This is a genomic window from Chryseobacterium antibioticum, assembly GCF_012927325.1.
GTDB classification, from domain to species: domain Bacteria; phylum Bacteroidota; class Bacteroidia; order Flavobacteriales; family Weeksellaceae; genus Chryseobacterium; species Chryseobacterium antibioticum.
Window position 1 is genome coordinate 174,153 of sequence record NZ_JABBGI010000006.1, and the last position, 19,003, is coordinate 193,155.

The window sequence follows — 19,003 nt, forward strand, 5'->3', positions numbered from 1 at the left end:
TCTTTGTTGATTAAGGCATTTTGAATCCTTTCGTATAGATTCTTCCATAGTCATCTACAAATTTTACCTGTACATTACCCTGGTATTTATCAAGAATCTTTTCTACATCTTTCTGTGAATTCACAGGCTTACCGTTGATCTCGATAATGATATAATTGTCTACAATTCCAATCTTGGCCATTTCGCTTCCTTCACTTACATTTTTAGCAACGACCCCACTGTTTAATCCGTACTCTGTTTTGAATTTTTCGGTAAGCGGATCGAAGTCTGCTCCAATTTTTTCAGTCACGCTTAAGTCAGCTTTTGTTCTGGTAGTAGTTCCTCCCTTCTGATCTTTAAGCGTTACCGTAGTTGTGCTTTCTTTACCGTTTCTTGCATAGGTTACCTGAACTTTATCGCCTGGACGTTTGCTTCCGATAGACATAGAAAGATCAGCGAAATCTGTAATGTCGTAGGTGTCGATTTTAGTGATAACATCACCTTTTTTCAATCCTGCATCTTCTGCGCCGCTGTTATCTCCGAATCCTGTCACATAAACTCCTGAACCGGATTTAATATTGGTTTTAAACTGCTTATTATAGGCAGCTACCTGCTGATCGTTAGAAAGGTCTAATGATGAAACACCTAAGAATCCTCTCTGTACGATTCCGAATTTCTTGATATCCTCAACAATCTTTCTTGCTAAATTCGCCGGAACAGCAAATCCGTATCCCTGATAATACCCTGTAGTAGACTGGATCGCAGAGTTGATCCCGATAAGATCACCATTAACGTTTACCAGCGCTCCTCCAGAGTTACCCGGGTTGATTGCTGCATCGGTCTGGATAAAGCTTTCAATTGGGTTGGCAGCTTTCCCCTGGCCTCCCAGGATACCAATTCCTCTTCCTTTAGCAGAAACAATTCCTGCGGTTACTGTAGAATTTAGCCCAAGCGGGTTTCCTACTGCCAGTACCCATTGTCCGACTTCAATATTATCTGAGTTGGCAAAATTTAAATAGGGAAGTCCTTTTTCTTCAATCTTCAGTAAAGAAATATCTGTATTGGGATCTGTTCCTACTAGGGTTGCTATATAAGATTTTTTATTGCTTAATACGACTTCCAGTTTATTCGCTCCTGCTACCACGTGATTGTTGGAGATGATATATCCGTCCGGAGAAATAATCACCCCGGATCCCATTCCTGATGGCATATTGTCCGGAACCTGCTGCTTCTGTCTCTGCTGTCCTCCTCCTCCGAAAGGATCTCCGAAGAAGAAATCAAAAAGATCCTGTTCCGAAGCTCTGCTCGTTGATCTACTTTGGTAATTTTTAATAGTAACAACAGCCGGAACGGTAGTTTTTGAAGCTTTTACAAAATCGTCGCCCACAGTTCCTGTGTTCATTCCTACAAAGGATGCATTAGGAGCAGCTGATGTGAAGTACGACTGGTCGCCATTATTAGACTGATGACCGAAATATTGTAATGTCCCAACGGTAGTAGCTCCTGAGATCACTCCCACTACTGCAAATGGTAATAGTTTTTTTAAAGTACTCTTCATTGTATATCTTTCTTTTTTATTTATTGATTTTTTGTTTTATCGTAAACAAATTTAATGCTAAATAAGTAAGCAATTAGTATGCTGTGTTTCAATTTTAACTAAAATTTAACGGGTATTGTGTCATTTTATGGATTATGTCATAATCTTAAATAAGGCATTAACAAAACTTAAAAAAAAATTAAAGGAAAAATGTGACATTTTGTACACTGTCAAAAGAAATAATGTCAAGATTAAGCTACAACAATTAATCCAAATGTTTCAACCTAGCAATGATTAACCTCTATTGCTTATATCCATTACTCATTACCGATATTTGTGGCGTGTGATTTTCCCGGAAAAACAGACTCAATTGAAAAATTACTATATTTGCAAAAATATTTTTCTCACTTAAAACGTTTATAGCATGCAACTGTATAACACCTTAAGCGCAGAAGAAAGAGCTCAACTTATTGATGAAGCTGGTAAGGAACGCCTTACATTGTCTTTCTATGCGTATGCCAAAATTGAAGATCCCAAAAAATTTCGCGACGAATTATTCATAGCCTGGAACGCACTTGATGCTCTTGGTCGTATATATGTTGCCCATGAAGGAATTAATGCTCAAATGAGTGTTCCTGCGGACCAATTTGAAGCATTTCGGTGTACGCTGGAAGTATACGAGTTTATGAAAGGAATTCGTTTAAATGTAGCCATTGAACAGGACAACCATTCTTTTTTAAAACTGACGATAAAAGTCAGACATAAAATTGTTGCCGATGGTTTGAATGACGATACTTTTGATGTTACCAACAAAGGAATTCACCTGAAAGCACAGGAATTTAATAACTTACTTGAAGATCCAAACACCATCGTAGTAGATTTTAGAAATCACTACGAAAGTGAAGTGGGGCATTTCGAAGGGGCTATTACTCCTGATGTAGAAAATTTCAGAGAAAGTTTACCTATTATCCACGAACAATTACAGGATTTTAAAGAAGATAAAAATCTGTTGATGTATTGTACAGGCGGAATTCGTTGTGAAAAAGCCAGTGCTTACTTCAAACATCAGGGTTTTAAAAACGTTTTCCAGTTAGAAGGCGGAATTATTGAATATACCCGTCAGATAAAAGAAGAAGGAATCAAGAGTAAATTTATCGGGAAAAACTTTGTATTTGATCACAGATTAGGTGAGCGAATTACAGACGATATTATTTCAAAATGCCATCAGTGTGGAAAGCCTTGTGACAACCATACCAACTGCTCCAATGATGCTTGTCATTTGTTATTTATTCAGTGTGACGACTGTAAAGCAGTTATGGAAAACTGCTGTTCGACAGAATGTCTGGATATTACCCATTTACCTTTAGCTGAACAGGTGAAATTAAGAGAGGGACTACAGGTTGGAAATAAAGTGTTTAGAAAAGGAAAATCTGATGCTTTGAAATTTAAAACCTCAGGCGACTTACCAAATGAACCTTTAGCAAAAGTTCAAACCAAAAATATCCGTAAAAAAATAGCGGTCAAAAAAGTATTGCTTGGAAAGGCAGAACACTATTATACAAAATCAAAAATTGCACAGTTTTTGATCGAAAATAAAGAACTTTCAGTAGGTGACAAAGTATTGATTTCAGGTCCGACAACTGGTGAGCAAGAGGTAACCATTACTGAAATTTATGTGAATGGAGGTCCTTGTGAGACAGCAAAAGAAGGAGATCAAATCACTTTTGAACTTCCGTTTAGAGTTCGTTTATCTGATAAATTATATAAAATTTTAGAAGCTTCTGAAAACGCACAGTAATCATGTTAAAAGCTGAGCTTAGAAAAAAATATATGCAAAAAAGAAAAGCCTTGTCAATTGATGAGGCTTTCTTGTTATCTGAGAAAATATTAGAACTTTTTTTAGATTATTTTAAACCTGAAAAAGAGGAGAAGGTTCATATATTCATCCCGATTAAAAAGTTTAATGAGATTGATACAAAAATCTTTATTGATGCTTTTTTAGAGAAAAATATGCGCGTTTTTGTCCCTAAAGTAGTAGCGGATAACCTGATCTCCGTAGAGATTAACAGGAGTACGGTATTTGAAGCCAGTAGTTGGGGGATCTCAGAACCTCTTTCCAACGAAGATTCCGGAGAGCATCATTTTGATTATGTGATTACGCCTTTACTCTACGGTGACCCTAAAGGAAATAGAGTAGGCTATGGAAAAGGTTTTTATGACACGTTTTTCCAAAGCATTTCAGCCTCGTCTAAAAAAATTGGGATCAACTACTTTGACCCGGATGAAGAGATCAACGACGTTTGGGAAAATGATATTCCTTTGGATTATTTGGTTACTCCTACTGAAGTACTGTCTTTTTTTAATGGTGAAGTATAGAAGTCTAAGAAATAAAATTTAAATTCCTTTTTAATCATTGGAGTTGACAGGAGAATATACTGAGCATTTTTTTCAAAAGTTCCCAGAGATTTATTTTTGGCGTCAAAATATTCCAGATTGAATTTGGCATAATCCAACGTATCTTTTTTATAAAACTCTTTATAAACATTCAGGCTGTTAACCTTTACCGATTTTACTTTCAGACTGTCTAGTTCTCTGAACAGTTTTCTAAACGTCATAGAATCAGGTTTATGGAAATAGCTTTCCATTTGTGAATAAATAACGGTGTCTATCTCTGTATTTCTGTTGCCGGATAAATAAAGAGTGGAAAGATCCAGGAGTTCCTGTACTTTCTGTTTGGTGATGGAATTAATGGCTTGCATACTGTCCATCTGTACCGCTGGATAGCTTTTTACATTGGTGCTGTTTCTTAGTTTATCCAGATCGCTTACTTCCGTCTTTTTATTATTGCAGGAAACAAATGCTAAAAAAAGGACGGTGAACATTAAAAACTTATTTATTTTCTTCATCTGTGGTGGCAATTTTAAATTTGATAGATACGATTTTTCCTTTACTGTCCTTTTTCATCTCGATAACATTAAGATTTTTCAAGGATGTGGTAGGGGTGGTGACCAGTGTGATATATCTTTGCTTATCAAGTCTCTCTATACCGTAGGTTTTGTTGTCATATACCTGATAAATAACGGCGTTATTGCTGATCAGGTTTTCCAGTTGATTTCTTTTTTGCTTAATGAGGGCTACCTGTTCTTCAGGATTACCGCCTTTGATGTCTTTAATGGAGAAGTAATAGGCCGCCATTTTATAATCATCAGGTTTTAGTTCTATCATTTCCTCATCCGGAGCATTCTCCAGGTTTCTGTTGACCTCCAGATATTCGTAGAAAGGAGCGCTGATTTGCATTTTAAGATTTTTGTCTTTCGTAGAATAGTAAAAACATTCCCCCGGTTTTATTTTAAACAGAAGAGGTGATTCATTTTCTTTGATCACTCTTATTTCAAGGGTATTGATAGCGAAAACGCCACGGTCTTTGTCCGTAAAACAATATTTATAGGTTTTTGAAAAAATTTCATCTTTAAAACCAAGAATTCCGGTAATGGTAATTAATATAGAAGTTATGATCGCCCAGGCGTGCTTTTTGACGAGATTTTTCCTTGGCGTTGAAGCTTGTATTTCTATATTTGTGGGTGTTGTCGGTTTTTGAGTAATTATTTGATTATCAGTGGTTGATTTTTGTAAATCAATGTTTTCTTGTGACTGATATTCAATTTTTTTGTCTGAAATTTCAGTTTTGGGCAAATCGAGCGCTGCTGATACAGTTTTTTCTAATTCCCTGATTTCTTCTTCCTCAAGATCTTCATTTTCCTGCAGTAATTCTCCTGCAAAAAGATGTTGTTTCTTGAAGTCATACCATGAATCGTATCCTGCATAGATGCTCAATAAATTGAGCATATCGATTCTCGGCAATTTGGTGACTGGTGAAGTTTTGAAATAGGTGTAAAATGACTTTTCACTGATGTTGCCTTTTGCTTTTTTGCGAAGGTCTTCCTGGAAATATATAATATCTATACCCTTCCATTTTGAAATATCATCATGGGAAGAGCTGGATTCTTTTAAAAATTCTGTCTGAACATCCTTTTTTAGCTGCTCAAAATGTAATAGATCTAAATCTGTCAATTTTTATAAAATAATTAAAATGTTGATTATCAGTATTGTTTTTTTGTAAAACTATTTTACAAATGTATTACAATTATTTTTCATAAACAACTTTTGTATCTGGTCTACCTTTGTCTTGTTCAAATAACAGAACAGAAGAAAATTTATATAAAACAATATTAACAAAATTAAATTTAATTTATTATGAAAAAGTCATTATTCGTAGCTGCTATCGCTGCAATCTCTCTAGTTGCTTGTAAAAAAACTGAAGCTACTTCTACTGAAGGAGCAACTGATTCTGCTGCTGCTAACGTAGCTGATTCTGCTGCTGTAGTTTCTGATTCTGCTGCTAAAGTAATTGATTCAGCTGCTAACGTTGCTGTTGACGCTACTAAAGATGCTGCTGCTGCTACAACTGCTGCTGGTGCTGAAGCTGCTAAAGCTACAACTGAAGCTGCTGCTGACGCTGCTAAAGGCGCTGCTGATGCTGCTAAAGGTGCTGCTAAAGATGCTGCTAAAGAAGTTAAAGACGCTGCTAAGAAATAATTCTAGCAATAGCTTAACAATAAAAGAACCGTTTCACCTGGTGAGACGGTTTTTTTATGCGTTATATTTTAGAAGATGGAAGATATAAGGATTGAAGATGGGTATTCCTGTTAATCTTTTAATTTCTCAAAGATCTTTGATAGGGCTTTCAGTTGTTTTTAAACATTAATAACTTCCCTCTCCGCACTTCAAACTTCCTGTCAAATCTTATCCTTTCTTCTGTTTTAAAGATTCATAACAAGTAATGGCCACAGCATTGCTCAAATTTAAAGAATCAATACTTCCTGCCATTGGAATCAAGGTGTTTTTTCCTTTTCCAATCCAGAAATCACTTAGTCCTGAATGCTCAGTTCCAAACAACACAGCAGAGCGCTGTCTGAAATCCTTTTTATAAATATCTTCGGCAGTCTCATCCATAAGAGTAGTGTAGATATTGAACTTATTTCTCTGAAGAAATTCAAAGGTTTCTTCATTTTCAGCCTCATAAACTTCCATTCCAAAGAGACATCCAACACTTGAGCGTATCACATTTGGATTATAAAAGTCCGCTTTTCCGTCTGCAACAATCAAGGCATCTATTCCAAAAGCTTCGCAGCTTCTCAAGATGGCACCTAAATTACCCGGTTTTTCAACACCTTCGACAATAATTACAGTAGAGTTTTCTTTAGGAATAAATGACGATAGAAGGTTTTCTTTAGTTTGATAGATTCCGATAATTCCTTCAGAACTCCCTCTGTACGCTATTTTTTCGTATACTTTTTCGCTTACATGATGGATTCTGCCTTCCGGAAGCTTTCCTTTAAAGATATTTTCACATACAAAAAACTCTACAGGTTCAAAATCATACTGTAAAGCTCTTTCGTTTTCCTGCTGTCCTTCAACAACAAAAACTTTTGATTTTTTACGGAACCTGTTGTCAGCCAAAAGCTTGGTGACATTTTTTATTTTTTCGTTTTGAAAGCTTTCTATCAACATGCTGCAAAATTATGCAAAATTTGTGATTAGGGCTGCTTAGTTTTAATGAAAAGGGATGTTCTAATGATTACGAAGAGAAATTTTCTTTCTGAATTAATTTTTCGAAATGTTCTAAGCAGATGGCTTAGACCTTAAGAGAATTAAGCTGCCAATAAACATCGTAACACAACTTGTGATCCATAGATAGTATCCTAAACCATACGATGTAATAGAAGATTTGTGTCCCGCTTCATTTACAGTTATTTCAGTTTCTGTCAAATAATAAAAAGCTACAGCTACAGAAAGTAAGCCCAGGAAAGCGGCAATTTTTGGCTGTTTGACCAACATGAAAATCCATGAAAAAAAGAGTATTGGATTAGCTAACCATGAAGTTCCGTCTCCGCTGAGATCTGCCCACCCTAACAGGAATAGGGACAAACCATACATTTCACTGCCTTTTTTTGTGAAAACTGCCGGCAAAACCAAAGAAATTATAAAAAAAGCTATACTGAGGATTAAGATAATGTGGTTCTTTTTCATATTAATTTTCTGTTTCTAAGAAATCACTGTTGTCAATAAGACTCTGTGGTAAATCTTTTTTGTTTTTGATGCCCAGAGATTTCAGTTTCTGAGTCTGGATGACCAGATTGTCATTTCCTGTAGAAAGCTGCTTATAAGCATCGTTGTAAACATTTTTAGCCTGATCAAGATTTTTGCCGACTTTCTCGAGATTGTCTACAAAACCTACAAATTTATCATACAGTTTTGCCCCACGATCGGCAATCTCCATAGAGTTTTTGTTCTGATATTCCCGTTTCCAAAGATCTGCAATAAGTTTCAGGGAAGTAATCAGATTGCTTGGATTGAGAAGTAAAATTCTTCTTTCGTAAGAAAAATTCCAAAGATTCTGGTCTGCCTGCATCGCGGCAATATAAGCAGGTTCACTTGGAATGAACATCATTACGAAGTCCAGAGATTTCCCGTAATCATCATAGGCTTTCTGACTTAGCTGAAGAATGTGATTTTTGATAGAACCTAAATGTTGGCTGAGTTTCATGGCATAAACATCCTGATCGGTCTCATCCACCAGTTCCGTGAATGCGGTGAGAGATACTTTAGAATCAATGATTACGTTTCTTTCGTCCGGATATTTTATCACAGCATCCGGACGCATTTTCTTACCTGAAAATTCAGAGAACAGGGCTTTATTATCTTCGTCACGAAGTTCGTGTTCAAGGAAATATTCTCTTCCTTTTACGAGTCCGGATTTTTCGAGGATACTTTCAAGGATCATTTCTCCCCAGTTCCCTTGTGTTTTGCTTTCCCCTTTTAATGCCCGAGTCAGTTTTTTAGCATCTTCTGAGATCTGCTGATTCAGTTCCGCCAGTTCTTTTACCTTTTCGGCAAGAGAAAAACGTTCTTTATTTTCCTTTTCATAAGCTTCATTCACTCTGTTTTTCAGATCGGTGATCTTTTCCTGGAAAGGTTCAAGGATGTTTTTTAAATTACTCTGGTTTAAAGTAGTAAACTTCTCCGTTTTTTCATCTAAAATTTTATTGGCCAGATTTTCAAACTGCAGTTTCGATTCTTCCTGAATTTTGGTGATTTCCTCCTTCTGGGTGTCAAGTGACTGCTGCATACTTTCATTTTTAGCAGAGAGTTCAGAATTTTTGGCAAAAATATGTTGCTTCTCGGATATCAGATTTTCAATTTGAGAAGTCTGTTTTAAATTAAGCTGTTTCTGTTCCGAAAACTGAGAGTTTAAGGAAGCGTGTTCAGCAGAGATTTTTGCGTATTCATTTTTCAAATCATTCAGAAGATCGGTTTGCAGCTGGTTCTGCTCTTTTTCCCTGCTGATATTTTGGTTCAGTTCCTGAACTTTCAGGGTAAGGTTTTCCAGATCCGAATGATTTTTGATATGCAGATTATTCAGTTCATCATAAGAACTTCTTGAAACCGTAGACGATTTTAAAGCAAAATATAAAATAACGGCTCCAAGAACTCCGCCGGCAATACATCCAATAATTAAATAGGTCATCTCCATGTTTCAAAATTACAAAAGAAAAATTAATTTATGTTTAAAATAAGAGACTGGAAGCCTGAAGTTGGAAGAGGGAAGGTATTGAGAGGAAGTATCCTTGTCAAGGTTTTAAACCTTGACAAGGATAGTCATTAATCTCTAAATCTATCTCCAAACTCAGGTTAATAAAGTAAGATCGAGTTTAAACTACTGTTGTTCCGCATAAAATTTCAATATTTTTCACAATATCACTGCTCTCACATTTTTTCAGTTCTTTAGTCAGAGCCGGAGTCAATATCTTTGGATTTAAAATTTGTGATGCTATTTTTGCAGCAGCATAATCTACAATATTAATGACTGATTCTCTTAAAAAGTTAGGGGTATTGGATGCAATAACTGCCGTGGTCCAGGAAGTTTCTCTTGCTTTGGAAATAGCAAAATCCAGAACGGCATTATCTTTTCCGTTGGAAATTTTATCAATGAGACCTACCGGATAGCAGATTGTATTCAGAGAATCCTGAACTTGCTGGTTGATGGAGGTGATAACAGTATTGATGTTTTCAAAATCCTTTTTTAGCGGATTGATTTTACGGTACGGCATCACTGTTGCGGCAGAAATTCCCAGATCCAGATTAATATGAGCATTCATTCCTAAGAAGATATGCTGCAGGATTAGAAGGTTTTTATTTTTGGTTGCTTCAAAAGTTGTATACCATGATTGGGTGCATTTTTTTCCTTTGCTGTAATTTTCCCAGGCTTCCAGATATCTTTGCGCAAAAGCGATGTCTAGCTGTGTCATTCTAGGATTATCCTCAAATTTTTTCTGCTGAATTCCTTTCAGTACCTGAGCGGTCATAATGCGGTAAGTGCAAGCAAAATATCCGGCCGGGCTTTGGTTTTCTTTACACCAAATGATGATCGCATCCAGTTTTTGCAGAACTTCTTCTATTGTTTTCATGGTGGTTTTTGTTTATTTAAAGATAATAAAAACCTGTGATCAGTGGTGTATTGCTTTGAAAACGAGTAGAAGTGATCTTTTTAATAAGGAAAAAGTGAGCCGGAAAGCTCACTTTATTTTTGTTGATCAGATTATGGAGTGATGGTAATCGGATCTGGAAAAGGTTCAAGAACCAATGGTTTACACATGGCGGCCGGTTCGCATCTGTTCCCCATGCATATAAAATTAGTCATCGTGGTGGAGCCGTCAGGACATCTGATCATGGCTTCACCAGGACATCCTCCGGGACATGGTGCCGGATATAAGTACCCGCCGAATACATCTTTCAGTTCTGTTCTCGAAAGTTTTGATAGGTTCGTCTTTTTCATGGAATTAATTTTTTTGATGGTTTTAATTTGTATAGTTTTGAAAATGAATCTCTAAGATAGTAAAAAAATAAATCACTATGTAACATCATAGTGATTTATTTAAGTTTTATTCAGCTTTTTCGGGACAGATAGCTATTGGCATGCTATCAGTTTTTTATAATTCATTGAATAGTTTTTCCGAGGTCCATACGGTTGCAAATTCATCATTTAAATTGGCAAGACTGGTCAGATGTATTAATTCTGAATCATATTTTTCTCCATGTATTCCTATTCTGTCGAAAGTGGCTGTGGCGTCTGAAATTACATAGGTTTCGTATCCGTAATTTCCAGCCATTCTGGTGGTTGTAGAAACACAATGATTGGTCGTTATTCCAATAATCACTAAAGTATTGATATCCTGCTGGTCGAGCTGTTCTTTTAAATCTGTTCCTATAAAAGCGCTGTTTACATTTTTTGTAATGACAGGCTCATTATTTTTTGGAAGTACATAATCGTTAAATTCGAAGCCAGTATGGGTCTCATGCAGTTTTGAATCGGGATTTAACGAGCTGTGTCTGATGTGGAATACAGGCAGATTGAGTTCTCTCCATTTTTCTAATAATTTTCCACTGATCTGTTCTGCTGTTTTGTTATTTCTGTTTCCTCCCCAATATTTTTCATCAAGAAATCCTTTTTGAATGTCAATTAAAAGTAAGGCTGGCTTTTTATGTTGAAGTTTCATATACATTGATTTTAATAGTATATCTAATAAATTGGATTAGCTTCCTAGGTACATTGAGTAGAGTGGTGTTTGATACTTTTGTTCTTCGGTATCGTTGGCAGTGAGGCCTTCAAAGAATATGTGATCACCAAGATCTTTATTAGCCACTTGGTTTTCTATCTGAAAGAGCAGATCCAGAGCCGTGAAATAGGCTCCGTTGCTGGCTTTCAGCCTTGCACAAAACTCAACCTGAAACATACCATGGTCGCTATTGTCTTCGTTAAATACATCATTTTCATCACCCAATAATGTTTCGTTGGCCGCGATATCTTCTTTCCCTTTGATCCAGGCTTCATAGCAAACGTCTATCTCAGGTGCATCAATCACCATTTGATCAGCGTCCCAACTTGCCTTTTCTTTTAAAATAAGGGTTTGGTAGTGGATGATTTCTTTATTAAACTCTTCAATGCTGTCGTAATGATTACCATTAAACGCCCAGACTATATTTGAAAGTATGCCCATTTCTATGGATTCTCTTTAGATATTTCTTCGTGATGTTTCAAATATAAAGGCAAGGCAGCAGATCCATACCAGGGAAAGATTTCATAACTGAAAACACCAGCTTGTACGGCAGGATCGGTTTTTACCCATTGTTCAGCTTCTTCCTTAGATTTTGTATTGAAAATAAACATACCGCGGTAATTTTCTTTATTTTTTTCTAAAAAAGGTCCAGCTACCACAATTTTCCCTTCATCAGCCAGCTTTCCGATATTGGTCATATGGCCTTTCATCAGTTCACCCATTTTGGTTTTATCTTCAACTTTTGTGTTTCCTGTGGTAAGCATCACAATTGTGTAGGCTTTCATACCATATTGGTCAGCACCAAGAGAAGTTGCGAGTTCCTGATTGAATTTTGCCTTTTCTTTTTTCTTTTCCTGGGCGAAAGTTAAAGTGGCTAACAAAACGGTAAGGGATAAATAAATTTTTAATTTCATAGCAATGATTTAATTATTAGTCTATGATCTCATGTCTGATATCTAAGGTCTAATTTAATCTTTTATTCTCAAGAATTCTTTAGCCAGTTCAATCATTTTTGGGTCACCGGTATATTTTCCGTGTTCGTCGGAAAGTTTTACCGTTGGGATCCATTCTTTGTTTGGGGCCTGTACGCCGATCAGTTTCATGACGATATTCATGGGTTTTAAACCTACATCATTGGTAAGGTTGGTTCCAATTCCAAATGATACTCCGATTTTTCCTTTGCAGTAATTGGTGATTTCCTCTACTTTTTCCAGATTCAGGGCATCGGAGAAGATGATGTATTTAAATAAAGGATTGATTCCGTTGTTTTGATAATGGGCAATTGTTTTGTCCGCAAATTCCAGTGGATCACCACTATCGTGACGAACGCCGTCAAACAGTTTGGCGAACTTCTTATCAAACTGCTGAAAGAAAACATCCGTAGTATAAGTGTCTGAAAGAGCAACTCCAAGATCACCTCTGTATACATCTACCCAGTGTTCCAGAGCCAGCTCGTTCGCCATTTTGAATCCGTATTCTGCTGCGTGGAACATAAACCATTCGTGAGCATGCGTACCGATGGGTTTTACTCCATACTTCATCGCAAAATGAACATTGGAACTTCCGATGAAAGTGGAGGGTTTATTTTGCGTTAAAGCTTCCATGACCAGATTCTGTACTTTATAGGAATGTCTTCTTCTGGTCCCGAATTCTGCGAAATTTACACCAAGTCTTGCCAGCGAATCTGCTTTTTCAAGAGTTCTGTTCATCACGATATCATTGGAATCTCTTTCCATATGGTTCATTTCGTAATGAAGTTCACTGATTAAAGCCAGTAGAGGTACTTCCCAAAGGATCGTTCTGTACCAAAGTCCTTCAACGGTTACAGAAAGTTCGGTGCCTTCCTGGTGAATTTTCACTTCAGATGGATCGTAATGGTATCCTTCGAGAAAATCAAGGTAGGGTAGATCTATATAAGGACAGGTCCTTGCCATGAATTTCTTTTCATCTTTGGTAAGCTTCAGTTCTGCCATTTTGTTGACTGCTTCTTTTAAAGCAGCATCAAAGCCTTTTGGAAACTGATGTTTTCCTCTGTTGATGAATTCATATTTTACAATAGAACTTGGGAATAATTTTACCACTGCGTTCTGCATGGTTATTTTATAGAAATCGTTATCTAAGATGGAGTTTAATCGAACGTCGTACATGATATGTGTAATTTTAACGCAAATATAGTTATTTAAAATAAAAACCGCCTAAATGTAAGGCGATTTTTTTATTTATCAGTTGATTTTTGCAGGTTACTTCCCTAAATAAGAATTGTACATCCATACTTCTTTTTCCTGTTCTGTAATGTAGTCGCTCATCTGGGAATTGGTTCCTTCATCTCCTGCTGCATCTGTAATGTCAAGAAGCTCTCTCTGCAAATCGATCACTACTTTGAAAGAGTTCAAAATAAGTTCAACACTTTTAGTGGCATCTGTTACTTCTTTGCTCTCTTTAATAGTGGATACTTTCAGGTAGTCTGAATAGTTGTGGGCAGGAGTCGCGCCTAATGTTAATATTCTTTCTGCGATCTCGTCGATCTTTAGGACCAGGCTGTTGTACAATTCTTCGAACTTCGGGTGAAGCGTAAAGAACTGTTCTCCTTTAATATTCCAGTGTGAACCTCTTGTGTTCTGATAGAATACTGAATAGTTGGCTAAAAGTATATTAAGTTTTTCTGAAATGTTTTTACAGTCGGCTTCTTTCAGGCCGATAATGCTTGCATTTTTCATACGTTTATTTTTTATACTAACAAATTTAGAAAATATTGTGCCGAAAGCTTTCAATGTCGATAGAAGATAACTATAAGAAAATTTTTAAAAATAGTTTGGAAGTATGGGATTATCTTATTTATGGTAATTATTAATGATGCATGTATTAAGGTATAATTGAAGGTCTTGGTGAGAGTGTATGATAATATCTATTTTCCAGAGCTAAGCATTCAAAATTCCCTGAAACAAAATGTAAAAAACTTTGAATGGAGTAAAAATGTCGATGTTAAAATAATGAAATAAATTTTACAATTATTTAATATAGAGTTAGTAAGGAAAAATGACGACCTTCTTTTGCATTTTCTCAATATACATCATCGGTCTGCGATTTGACAGCTAAAGGACAAGGATTTTTTCGTGTAAGTGTTTGATTTTAATTTTTATATAAGTTTTGTAGATTGAAAAAATATTCCTATTTTTGCACCCTAAAATAAAAAGCAATTAAATGCCTACTATTCAACAATTAGTAAGAAAAGGAAGAGTCGCACTCACCAAGAAGAGTAAATCGGCTGCCCTTGATTCTTGTCCACAAAGACGAGGTGTATGTACGAGAGTATATACTACCACTCCTAAGAAACCTAACTCTGCACTTAGAAAAGTTGCAAGGGTAAGACTTTCTAACGGGAAGGAAGTCAACGCCTACATCCCGGGCGAAGGACATAATCTTCAAGAGCACTCGATAGTATTGGTACGCGGCGGAAGGGTGAAAGACCTACCGGGAGTACGTTATCATATCGTAAGAGGAGCATTAGACACTGCAGGTGTTAGTGGAAGAACGCAGAGAAGATCTAAGTACGGAGCTAAGAGACCAAAACCAGGTCAGGCAGCAGCTGCACCAGCTAAAGGAAAGAAAAAATAATCATTAAATAAGGTACAGAAACAATGAGAAAGACAAAAGCGAAAAAAAGACCGTTGTTACCAGATCCGAAATTTAATGATCAATTGGTAACAAGATTTGTAAACAATTTAATGCAAGACGGTAAGAAGTCTATTGCATTCAAAATATTCTATGATGCTTTAGAGCTTGTAGAAGCTAAAAAAGGAGAAACTGAGAAAACTGCCCTTGAAATCTGGAAAGATGCATTAACTAACGTTATGCCTCACGTAGAAGTACGTTCTAGAAGAGTAGGTGGAGCTAACTTCCAGATTCCTATGCCAATCAGAGCTGACAGAAAAATTTCTATGGCAATGAAATGGTTAATTCTTTACTCTAAAAAGAGAAATGATAAATCAATGGCTTTGAAATTAGCTAACGAAGTAGTAGCTGCTTCTAGAGAAGAAGGTGCTGCTTACAAAAAGAAATCTGATACTCACAAAATGGCGGAAGCTAACAAAGCTTTCTCACACTTTAAATTCTAATTAGAAATGAGTAGAGATCTTAAATTTACAAGAAATATTGGTATTGCTGCCCACATTGATGCGGGAAAAACTACCACTACAGAAAGAATCTTATTCTATACTGGTGTTAACCATAAAATTGGAGAAGTTCACGATGGTGCTTCTACAATGGACTGGATGGAGCAGGAAGCAGAAAGAGGTATTACCATTACTTCTGCTGCAACAACTTGTTCTTGGAATTTTCCAACAGATCAAGGTAAAATTTTACCTGAAAGTAAGCCTTACCACTTCAACATCATTGATACACCTGGACACGTTGACTTCACAGTAGAAGTAAACAGATCTCTAAGAGTATTGGATGGTTTGGTATTCTTATTCTCTGCAGTAGATGGAGTAGAGCCTCAGTCTGAAACAAACTGGAGACTTGCTGACAACTATAAAGTGGCAAGAATGGGATTCGTAAACAAAATGGACAGACAAGGTGCTGACTTCCTTAACGTGGTAAACCAGGTTAAGACTATGTTAGGATCAAACGCAGTTCCAATCGTTTTACCAATCGGTGCTGAAGAAGATTTCAAAGGTGTTGTTGACTTAATTAAAAACAGAGCGATTATCTGGGATGAAGCAGGACAAGGAGCTACTTTCGAAGTAGTGCCAATTCCTGAAGACATGAAGGCTGAAGTTCACGAATACAGAGAAAAATTAGTAGAAGCTGTAGCTGACTACGATGAGACTTTGATGGAGAAATTCTTCGAAGATCCAGATTCAATCTCTGAAGAAGAAATCAACGAAGCGCTAAGAAAAGCTACTATTGATCTTTCTATTATCCCAATGACTTGTGGTTCTTCATTTAAGAATAAAGGAGTACAGTTTATGTTGGATGCAGTATGTAAATACTTGCCTTCTCCATTGGATAAAGACGATATCAAAGGTACTGATCCTAGAACAGATCTTGACATTACAAGAAAACCAGACGTAAACGAGCCTTTCGCGGCTTTAGCATTTAAGATTGCTACTGACCCATTCGTGGGAAGATTAGCATTCTTCAGAGCATACTCTGGAAGACTAGATGCAGGTTCTTATATCTTGAACACCCGTTCAGGTGATAAAGAAAGAATCTCTAGAATCTATCAGATGCACGCTAACAAGCAAAATCCTGTAGAATATATTGAAGCAGGAGATATTGGTGCAGCTGTAGGTTTTAAATCTATCAAAACTGGTGATACAATGTGTGATGAGAAACACCCAATCGTTCTTGAATCGATGGTTTTCCCTGATCCGGTAATTGGTATCGCTGTTGAACCTAAAACTAAGGCAGACCAGGATAAAATGGGGAATGCTTTAGCTAAATTAGCTGAAGAAGATCCTACTTTCCAGGTTAAAACTGACGAAGCTTCTGGTCAAACGATTATCTCAGGAATGGGTGAACTTCACCTTGACATTCTTGTAGATCGTATGAGAAGAGAATTCAAAGTAGAAGTTAACCAAGGCCAACCTCAGGTAGAATACAAAGAAAATCTTACAAGAGTTGCTCAACACAGAGAAGTTTACAAAAAACAATCTGGTGGTAAAGGTAAATTTGCTGATATTGTATTTGAACTAGGACCAGCTGACGAAGGTAAAATTGGTTTAGAATTCATCAATGAGATCAAAGGTGGTAACGTTCCTAGAGAATTTGTTCCTGCTATTGAAAAAGGCTTTAAAGCTGCAATGAAGAACGGTCCTTTGGCTGGTTTCGAAGTTGAAGGTATTAAAGTTATTCTTAAAGACGGATCTTTCCACGCAGTGGATTCTGATGCACTTTCTTTCGAAATGGCAGCTAAATTAGGATTTAAAGAAGCGGGACGTGCTGCTAAGCCAGTAATTATGGAGCCTATTATGAAACTGGAAGTTGTAACTCCGGAAGAATATATGGGTAACATCATTGGTGACCTTAACAAAAGAAGAGGTACGATCAGTGGACAGGAAGAAAAGAACGGTGCTGTTGTTATCAAAGGTTCAGTTCCACTTTCTGAAATGTTTGGATATGTAACGACTCTAAGAACACTTTCATCAGGAAGAGCTACTTCTTCTATGGAATTAGAGAAGTACCAGGCAACTCCACAAAACGTTGCTGAAGATATCATTGCTAAAGCAAAAGGTTAATTTTTTAAATTAGAAAAATGTCACAAAGAATCAGAATAAAACTAAAATCTTACGATTATAACTTGGTGGACAAGTCTGCTGAGAAAATCGTAAAAACGGTAAAGGCTACTGGTGCTGTTGTAAACGGACCAATTCCATTGCCTACAAATAAGAGAATCTTCACTGTGTTGAGATCTCCGCACGTAAATAAGAAAGCTAGAGAACAGTTCCAACTTTCTGCTCACAAGAGATTGATGGATATCTACTCTTCTTCTTCTAAAACTGTTGATGCTCTAATGAAATTAGAGTTACCAAGCGGTGTAGACGTTGAAATTAAAGTGTGATAATTAATTTGTCATGATTATATAATCCCTTTTCGAAAGAAAAGGGATTTTTTTGTAAAAAGGAATAACTTAAATTAAAACTATTATATACTTGTAACCCTCTATTTGGAGGACAGAAACCTTTTACTAATAATTTGCTGAGTAATGACTTAATATAATAATTTGTTTACATTATATATAAGATATTGAAACGTCCTAAAATTATTAAATAAGAGAAAATGGGTATAATCTATATTATCTGATTTTAAGCTCATGAAGTTGTATATACTCAGAAGGGGTCATGCTTTCAACTTGCTTAAATACTTTATTAAACGTTGATTGGTGTTTAAAACCTGCGGAAGTATAGATGTACATTAAATTATATTTATCATAATTGACATCACTTAGTTGGGTTTTTATTTGTTTGATTCTATATTTATTTACAAAAGTTTTATAGTTCTTTTTAGTATTCATGTTTACTGCCCGAGATATATATGTGCTGTTACTATGTAATTGTGCAGCAAGATCTTGTATGTTAAAATCGACATTTTGATAGGGCTTTTTTTTTTCAAAATACTCTATAATTTCTGCAAATAATTCTTCATATCTTTCTTCACTGTCTACGACCTCTTCTGTATTAATTGAAGATGGTGGATATTTTATGATTTTTCTTTTTCTTAAATCTAATTCTTCCTTACGCTTTGTAATTTTATTATTATAATATAATATAAAAAAAATCATATATAAAATAGTAATAATTGTATAGGTATTAGTAAACAATATGTATTTCTTGGAAAAAACAAATTCTATTTTATAGATATTGGGAATTGCTACGGTTAAAATAATAACAGCAAACATGGCAATTACCCATCTGACAATAATTTTGTATTGGAAAATATTGAAAATCCCAAAAGGGATGAGTAAATACCATATAAAGGTAACTAGACTGACCTCCCACAGATTATAAACAAAAAAGTATATAAAGATAAATATAAAAATGAGATATAAGTTTATAAGGGGCTTTATATATCAGGGCAAACGCATCATAAATTAACCTGAGTTCGGGATAAGCAACTGATAAAAATTTGTAAGAAAAAGTAATAATTCGTATATTTAAGTTTCTGACATTCAAATATTTAAATGAATTATTACTATGAATTTGAAAGACCAAATTACAAATATTTTTGTACAAATTGATGATTTTTGTAAAGAGTTTGACGCTCAAATTAAAAAAATGAAGTTTGAAGCACTGGGTGATAGCAAGAAAAG

At 35.8% G+C, this 19,003-nt stretch carries 21 protein-coding genes and 1 pseudogene; 8 read left to right on the forward strand and 14 right to left on the reverse strand.

The features are described 5' to 3' along the window. Positions 1–10 precede the first annotated feature (10 nt). Positions 11–1,537, reverse strand: a complete 1,527-nt coding sequence (locus HHL23_RS06555) for a trypsin-like peptidase domain-containing protein (protein WP_169234008.1) — start codon at positions 1,535–1,537, stop codon at positions 11–13. A gap of 403 nt (positions 1,538–1,940) precedes the next feature. Between HHL23_RS06555 and trhO the strand changes: the two genes are divergently transcribed. Together trhO and HHL23_RS06565 are read left to right on the forward strand one after the other, a co-directional pair. After that, positions 1,941–3,314: an oxygen-dependent tRNA uridine(34) hydroxylase TrhO gene (trhO, locus tag HHL23_RS06560; RefSeq protein ID WP_169234009.1), complete on the forward strand. Its 1,374-nt coding sequence runs from the start codon at positions 1,941–1,943 to the stop codon at positions 3,312–3,314. A gap of 32 nt (positions 3,315–3,346) precedes the next feature. Then, the gene (locus HHL23_RS06565) at positions 3,347–3,892 is read left to right on the forward strand and encodes a 5-formyltetrahydrofolate cyclo-ligase (RefSeq protein WP_317174670.1); all 546 of its coding nucleotides are present in this window, start codon (positions 3,347–3,349) and stop codon (positions 3,890–3,892) included. Here the strand turns inward: HHL23_RS06565 and HHL23_RS06570 are convergent. Then, complete coding sequence (locus HHL23_RS06570) at positions 3,841–4,422, reverse strand: hypothetical protein (RefSeq protein WP_169234011.1); 582 nt, start codon at positions 4,420–4,422, stop codon at positions 3,841–3,843. The genes HHL23_RS06565 and HHL23_RS06570 overlap by 52 nt on opposite strands. Beyond that, positions 4,406–5,587 carry a hypothetical protein gene (locus HHL23_RS06575; protein WP_169234012.1) on the reverse strand — a complete coding sequence of 394 codons (1,182 nt, stop codon included), beginning with the start codon at positions 5,585–5,587 and terminating at the stop codon, positions 4,406–4,408. Before HHL23_RS06575 ends, HHL23_RS06570 begins: the two co-directional genes overlap by 17 nt. 183 nt (positions 5,588–5,770) lie before the next feature. On the opposite strand from HHL23_RS06575, the gene HHL23_RS06580 reads away from it, so the two are divergent. Then, positions 5,771–6,112 carry a hypothetical protein gene (locus tag HHL23_RS06580; protein ID WP_169234013.1) on the forward strand — a complete coding sequence of 114 codons (342 nt, stop codon included), beginning with the start codon at positions 5,771–5,773 and terminating at the stop codon, positions 6,110–6,112. A 207-nt stretch (positions 6,113–6,319) separates the two neighbouring features. Here the strand turns inward: HHL23_RS06580 and HHL23_RS06585 are convergent, their stop codons facing one another. The 10 genes from HHL23_RS06585 to HHL23_RS06630 form a co-directional block, all read right to left on the reverse strand. Next, positions 6,320–7,087, reverse strand: coding sequence for a TrmH family RNA methyltransferase (locus HHL23_RS06585; RefSeq protein WP_169234014.1), 768 nt, complete (start codon positions 7,085–7,087; stop codon positions 6,320–6,322). A gap of 111 nt (positions 7,088–7,198) precedes the next feature. Next, positions 7,199–7,513 carry a hypothetical protein gene (locus tag HHL23_RS06590; protein WP_169234015.1) on the reverse strand — a complete coding sequence of 105 codons (315 nt, stop codon included), beginning with the start codon at positions 7,511–7,513 and terminating at the stop codon, positions 7,199–7,201. Positions 7,514–7,607: 94 nt separating this feature from the next. After that, complete coding sequence (gene rmuC, locus HHL23_RS06595) at positions 7,608–9,104, reverse strand: DNA recombination protein RmuC (protein WP_169234016.1); 1,497 nt, start codon at positions 9,102–9,104, stop codon at positions 7,608–7,610. 184 nt (positions 9,105–9,288) lie between these two features. Continuing rightward, positions 9,289–10,044 (reverse strand): DUF5995 family protein, encoded by a 756-nt coding sequence (locus HHL23_RS06600; protein ID WP_169234017.1) that lies wholly within the window; start codon positions 10,042–10,044, stop codon positions 9,289–9,291. A gap of 131 nt (positions 10,045–10,175) precedes the next feature. Then, positions 10,176–10,457, reverse strand: a complete 282-nt coding sequence (locus tag HHL23_RS06605; protein WP_317174672.1) for a TIGR04149 family rSAM-modified RiPP — start codon at positions 10,455–10,457, stop codon at positions 10,176–10,178. 109 nt (positions 10,458–10,566) lie between these two features. After that, positions 10,567–11,133, reverse strand: a complete 567-nt coding sequence (locus HHL23_RS06610) for a cysteine hydrolase family protein (protein ID WP_169234019.1) — start codon at positions 11,131–11,133, stop codon at positions 10,567–10,569. Between the two features lie 36 nt (positions 11,134–11,169). Next, complete coding sequence (locus tag HHL23_RS06615) at positions 11,170–11,634, reverse strand: hypothetical protein (protein ID WP_169234020.1); 465 nt, start codon at positions 11,632–11,634, stop codon at positions 11,170–11,172. Positions 11,635–11,636: 2 nt separating this feature from the next. Further along, complete coding sequence (locus HHL23_RS06620; protein WP_169234021.1) at positions 11,637–12,107, reverse strand: YciI family protein; 471 nt, start codon at positions 12,105–12,107, stop codon at positions 11,637–11,639. Positions 12,108–12,161: 54 nt separating this feature from the next. Then, positions 12,162–13,340: a nicotinate phosphoribosyltransferase gene (gene pncB / locus HHL23_RS06625; RefSeq protein WP_169234022.1), complete on the reverse strand. Its 1,179-nt coding sequence runs from the start codon at positions 13,338–13,340 to the stop codon at positions 12,162–12,164. A gap of 93 nt (positions 13,341–13,433) precedes the next feature. Next, on the reverse strand, positions 13,434–13,910 hold the full coding sequence (locus HHL23_RS06630; protein ID WP_169234023.1) for a Dps family protein: 477 nt from the start codon (positions 13,908–13,910) through the stop codon (positions 13,434–13,436). 484 nt (positions 13,911–14,394) lie between these two features. Here HHL23_RS06630 and rpsL point away from each other — a divergent pair, with 484 nt between their 5' ends. Genes rpsL through rpsJ form a run of 4 tightly spaced genes read left to right on the forward strand, consistent with a single transcriptional unit; the run spans position 14,395 to position 17,755 of the window. Next, positions 14,395–14,808 (forward strand): 30S ribosomal protein S12, encoded by a 414-nt coding sequence (rpsL, locus tag HHL23_RS06635; RefSeq protein WP_027383325.1) that lies wholly within the window; start codon positions 14,395–14,397, stop codon positions 14,806–14,808. 23 nt (positions 14,809–14,831) lie between these two features. After that, complete coding sequence (gene rpsG, locus HHL23_RS06640; RefSeq protein WP_169234024.1) at positions 14,832–15,308, forward strand: 30S ribosomal protein S7; 477 nt, start codon at positions 14,832–14,834, stop codon at positions 15,306–15,308. 6 nt (positions 15,309–15,314) lie between these two features. Then, positions 15,315–17,432: an elongation factor G gene (fusA, locus tag HHL23_RS06645; RefSeq protein ID WP_169234025.1), complete on the forward strand. Its 2,118-nt coding sequence runs from the start codon at positions 15,315–15,317 to the stop codon at positions 17,430–17,432. 17 nt (positions 17,433–17,449) lie between these two features. Then, positions 17,450–17,755 (forward strand): 30S ribosomal protein S10, encoded by a 306-nt coding sequence (rpsJ, locus tag HHL23_RS06650; RefSeq protein ID WP_002661363.1) that lies wholly within the window; start codon positions 17,450–17,452, stop codon positions 17,753–17,755. Between the two features lie 234 nt (positions 17,756–17,989). On the opposite strand, the gene HHL23_RS06655 is transcribed toward rpsJ, so the two are convergent. Further along, a complete protein-coding gene (locus tag HHL23_RS06655; protein ID WP_169234026.1) occupies positions 17,990–18,592 on the reverse strand; it encodes a helix-turn-helix domain-containing protein in 603 nt (200 codons plus the stop codon). 295 nt (positions 18,593–18,887) lie between these two features. Here HHL23_RS06655 and HHL23_RS22985 point away from each other — a divergent pair. After that, positions 18,888–19,003, forward strand: a pseudogene (locus tag HHL23_RS22985) (IS982 family transposase); the annotation flags it as partial.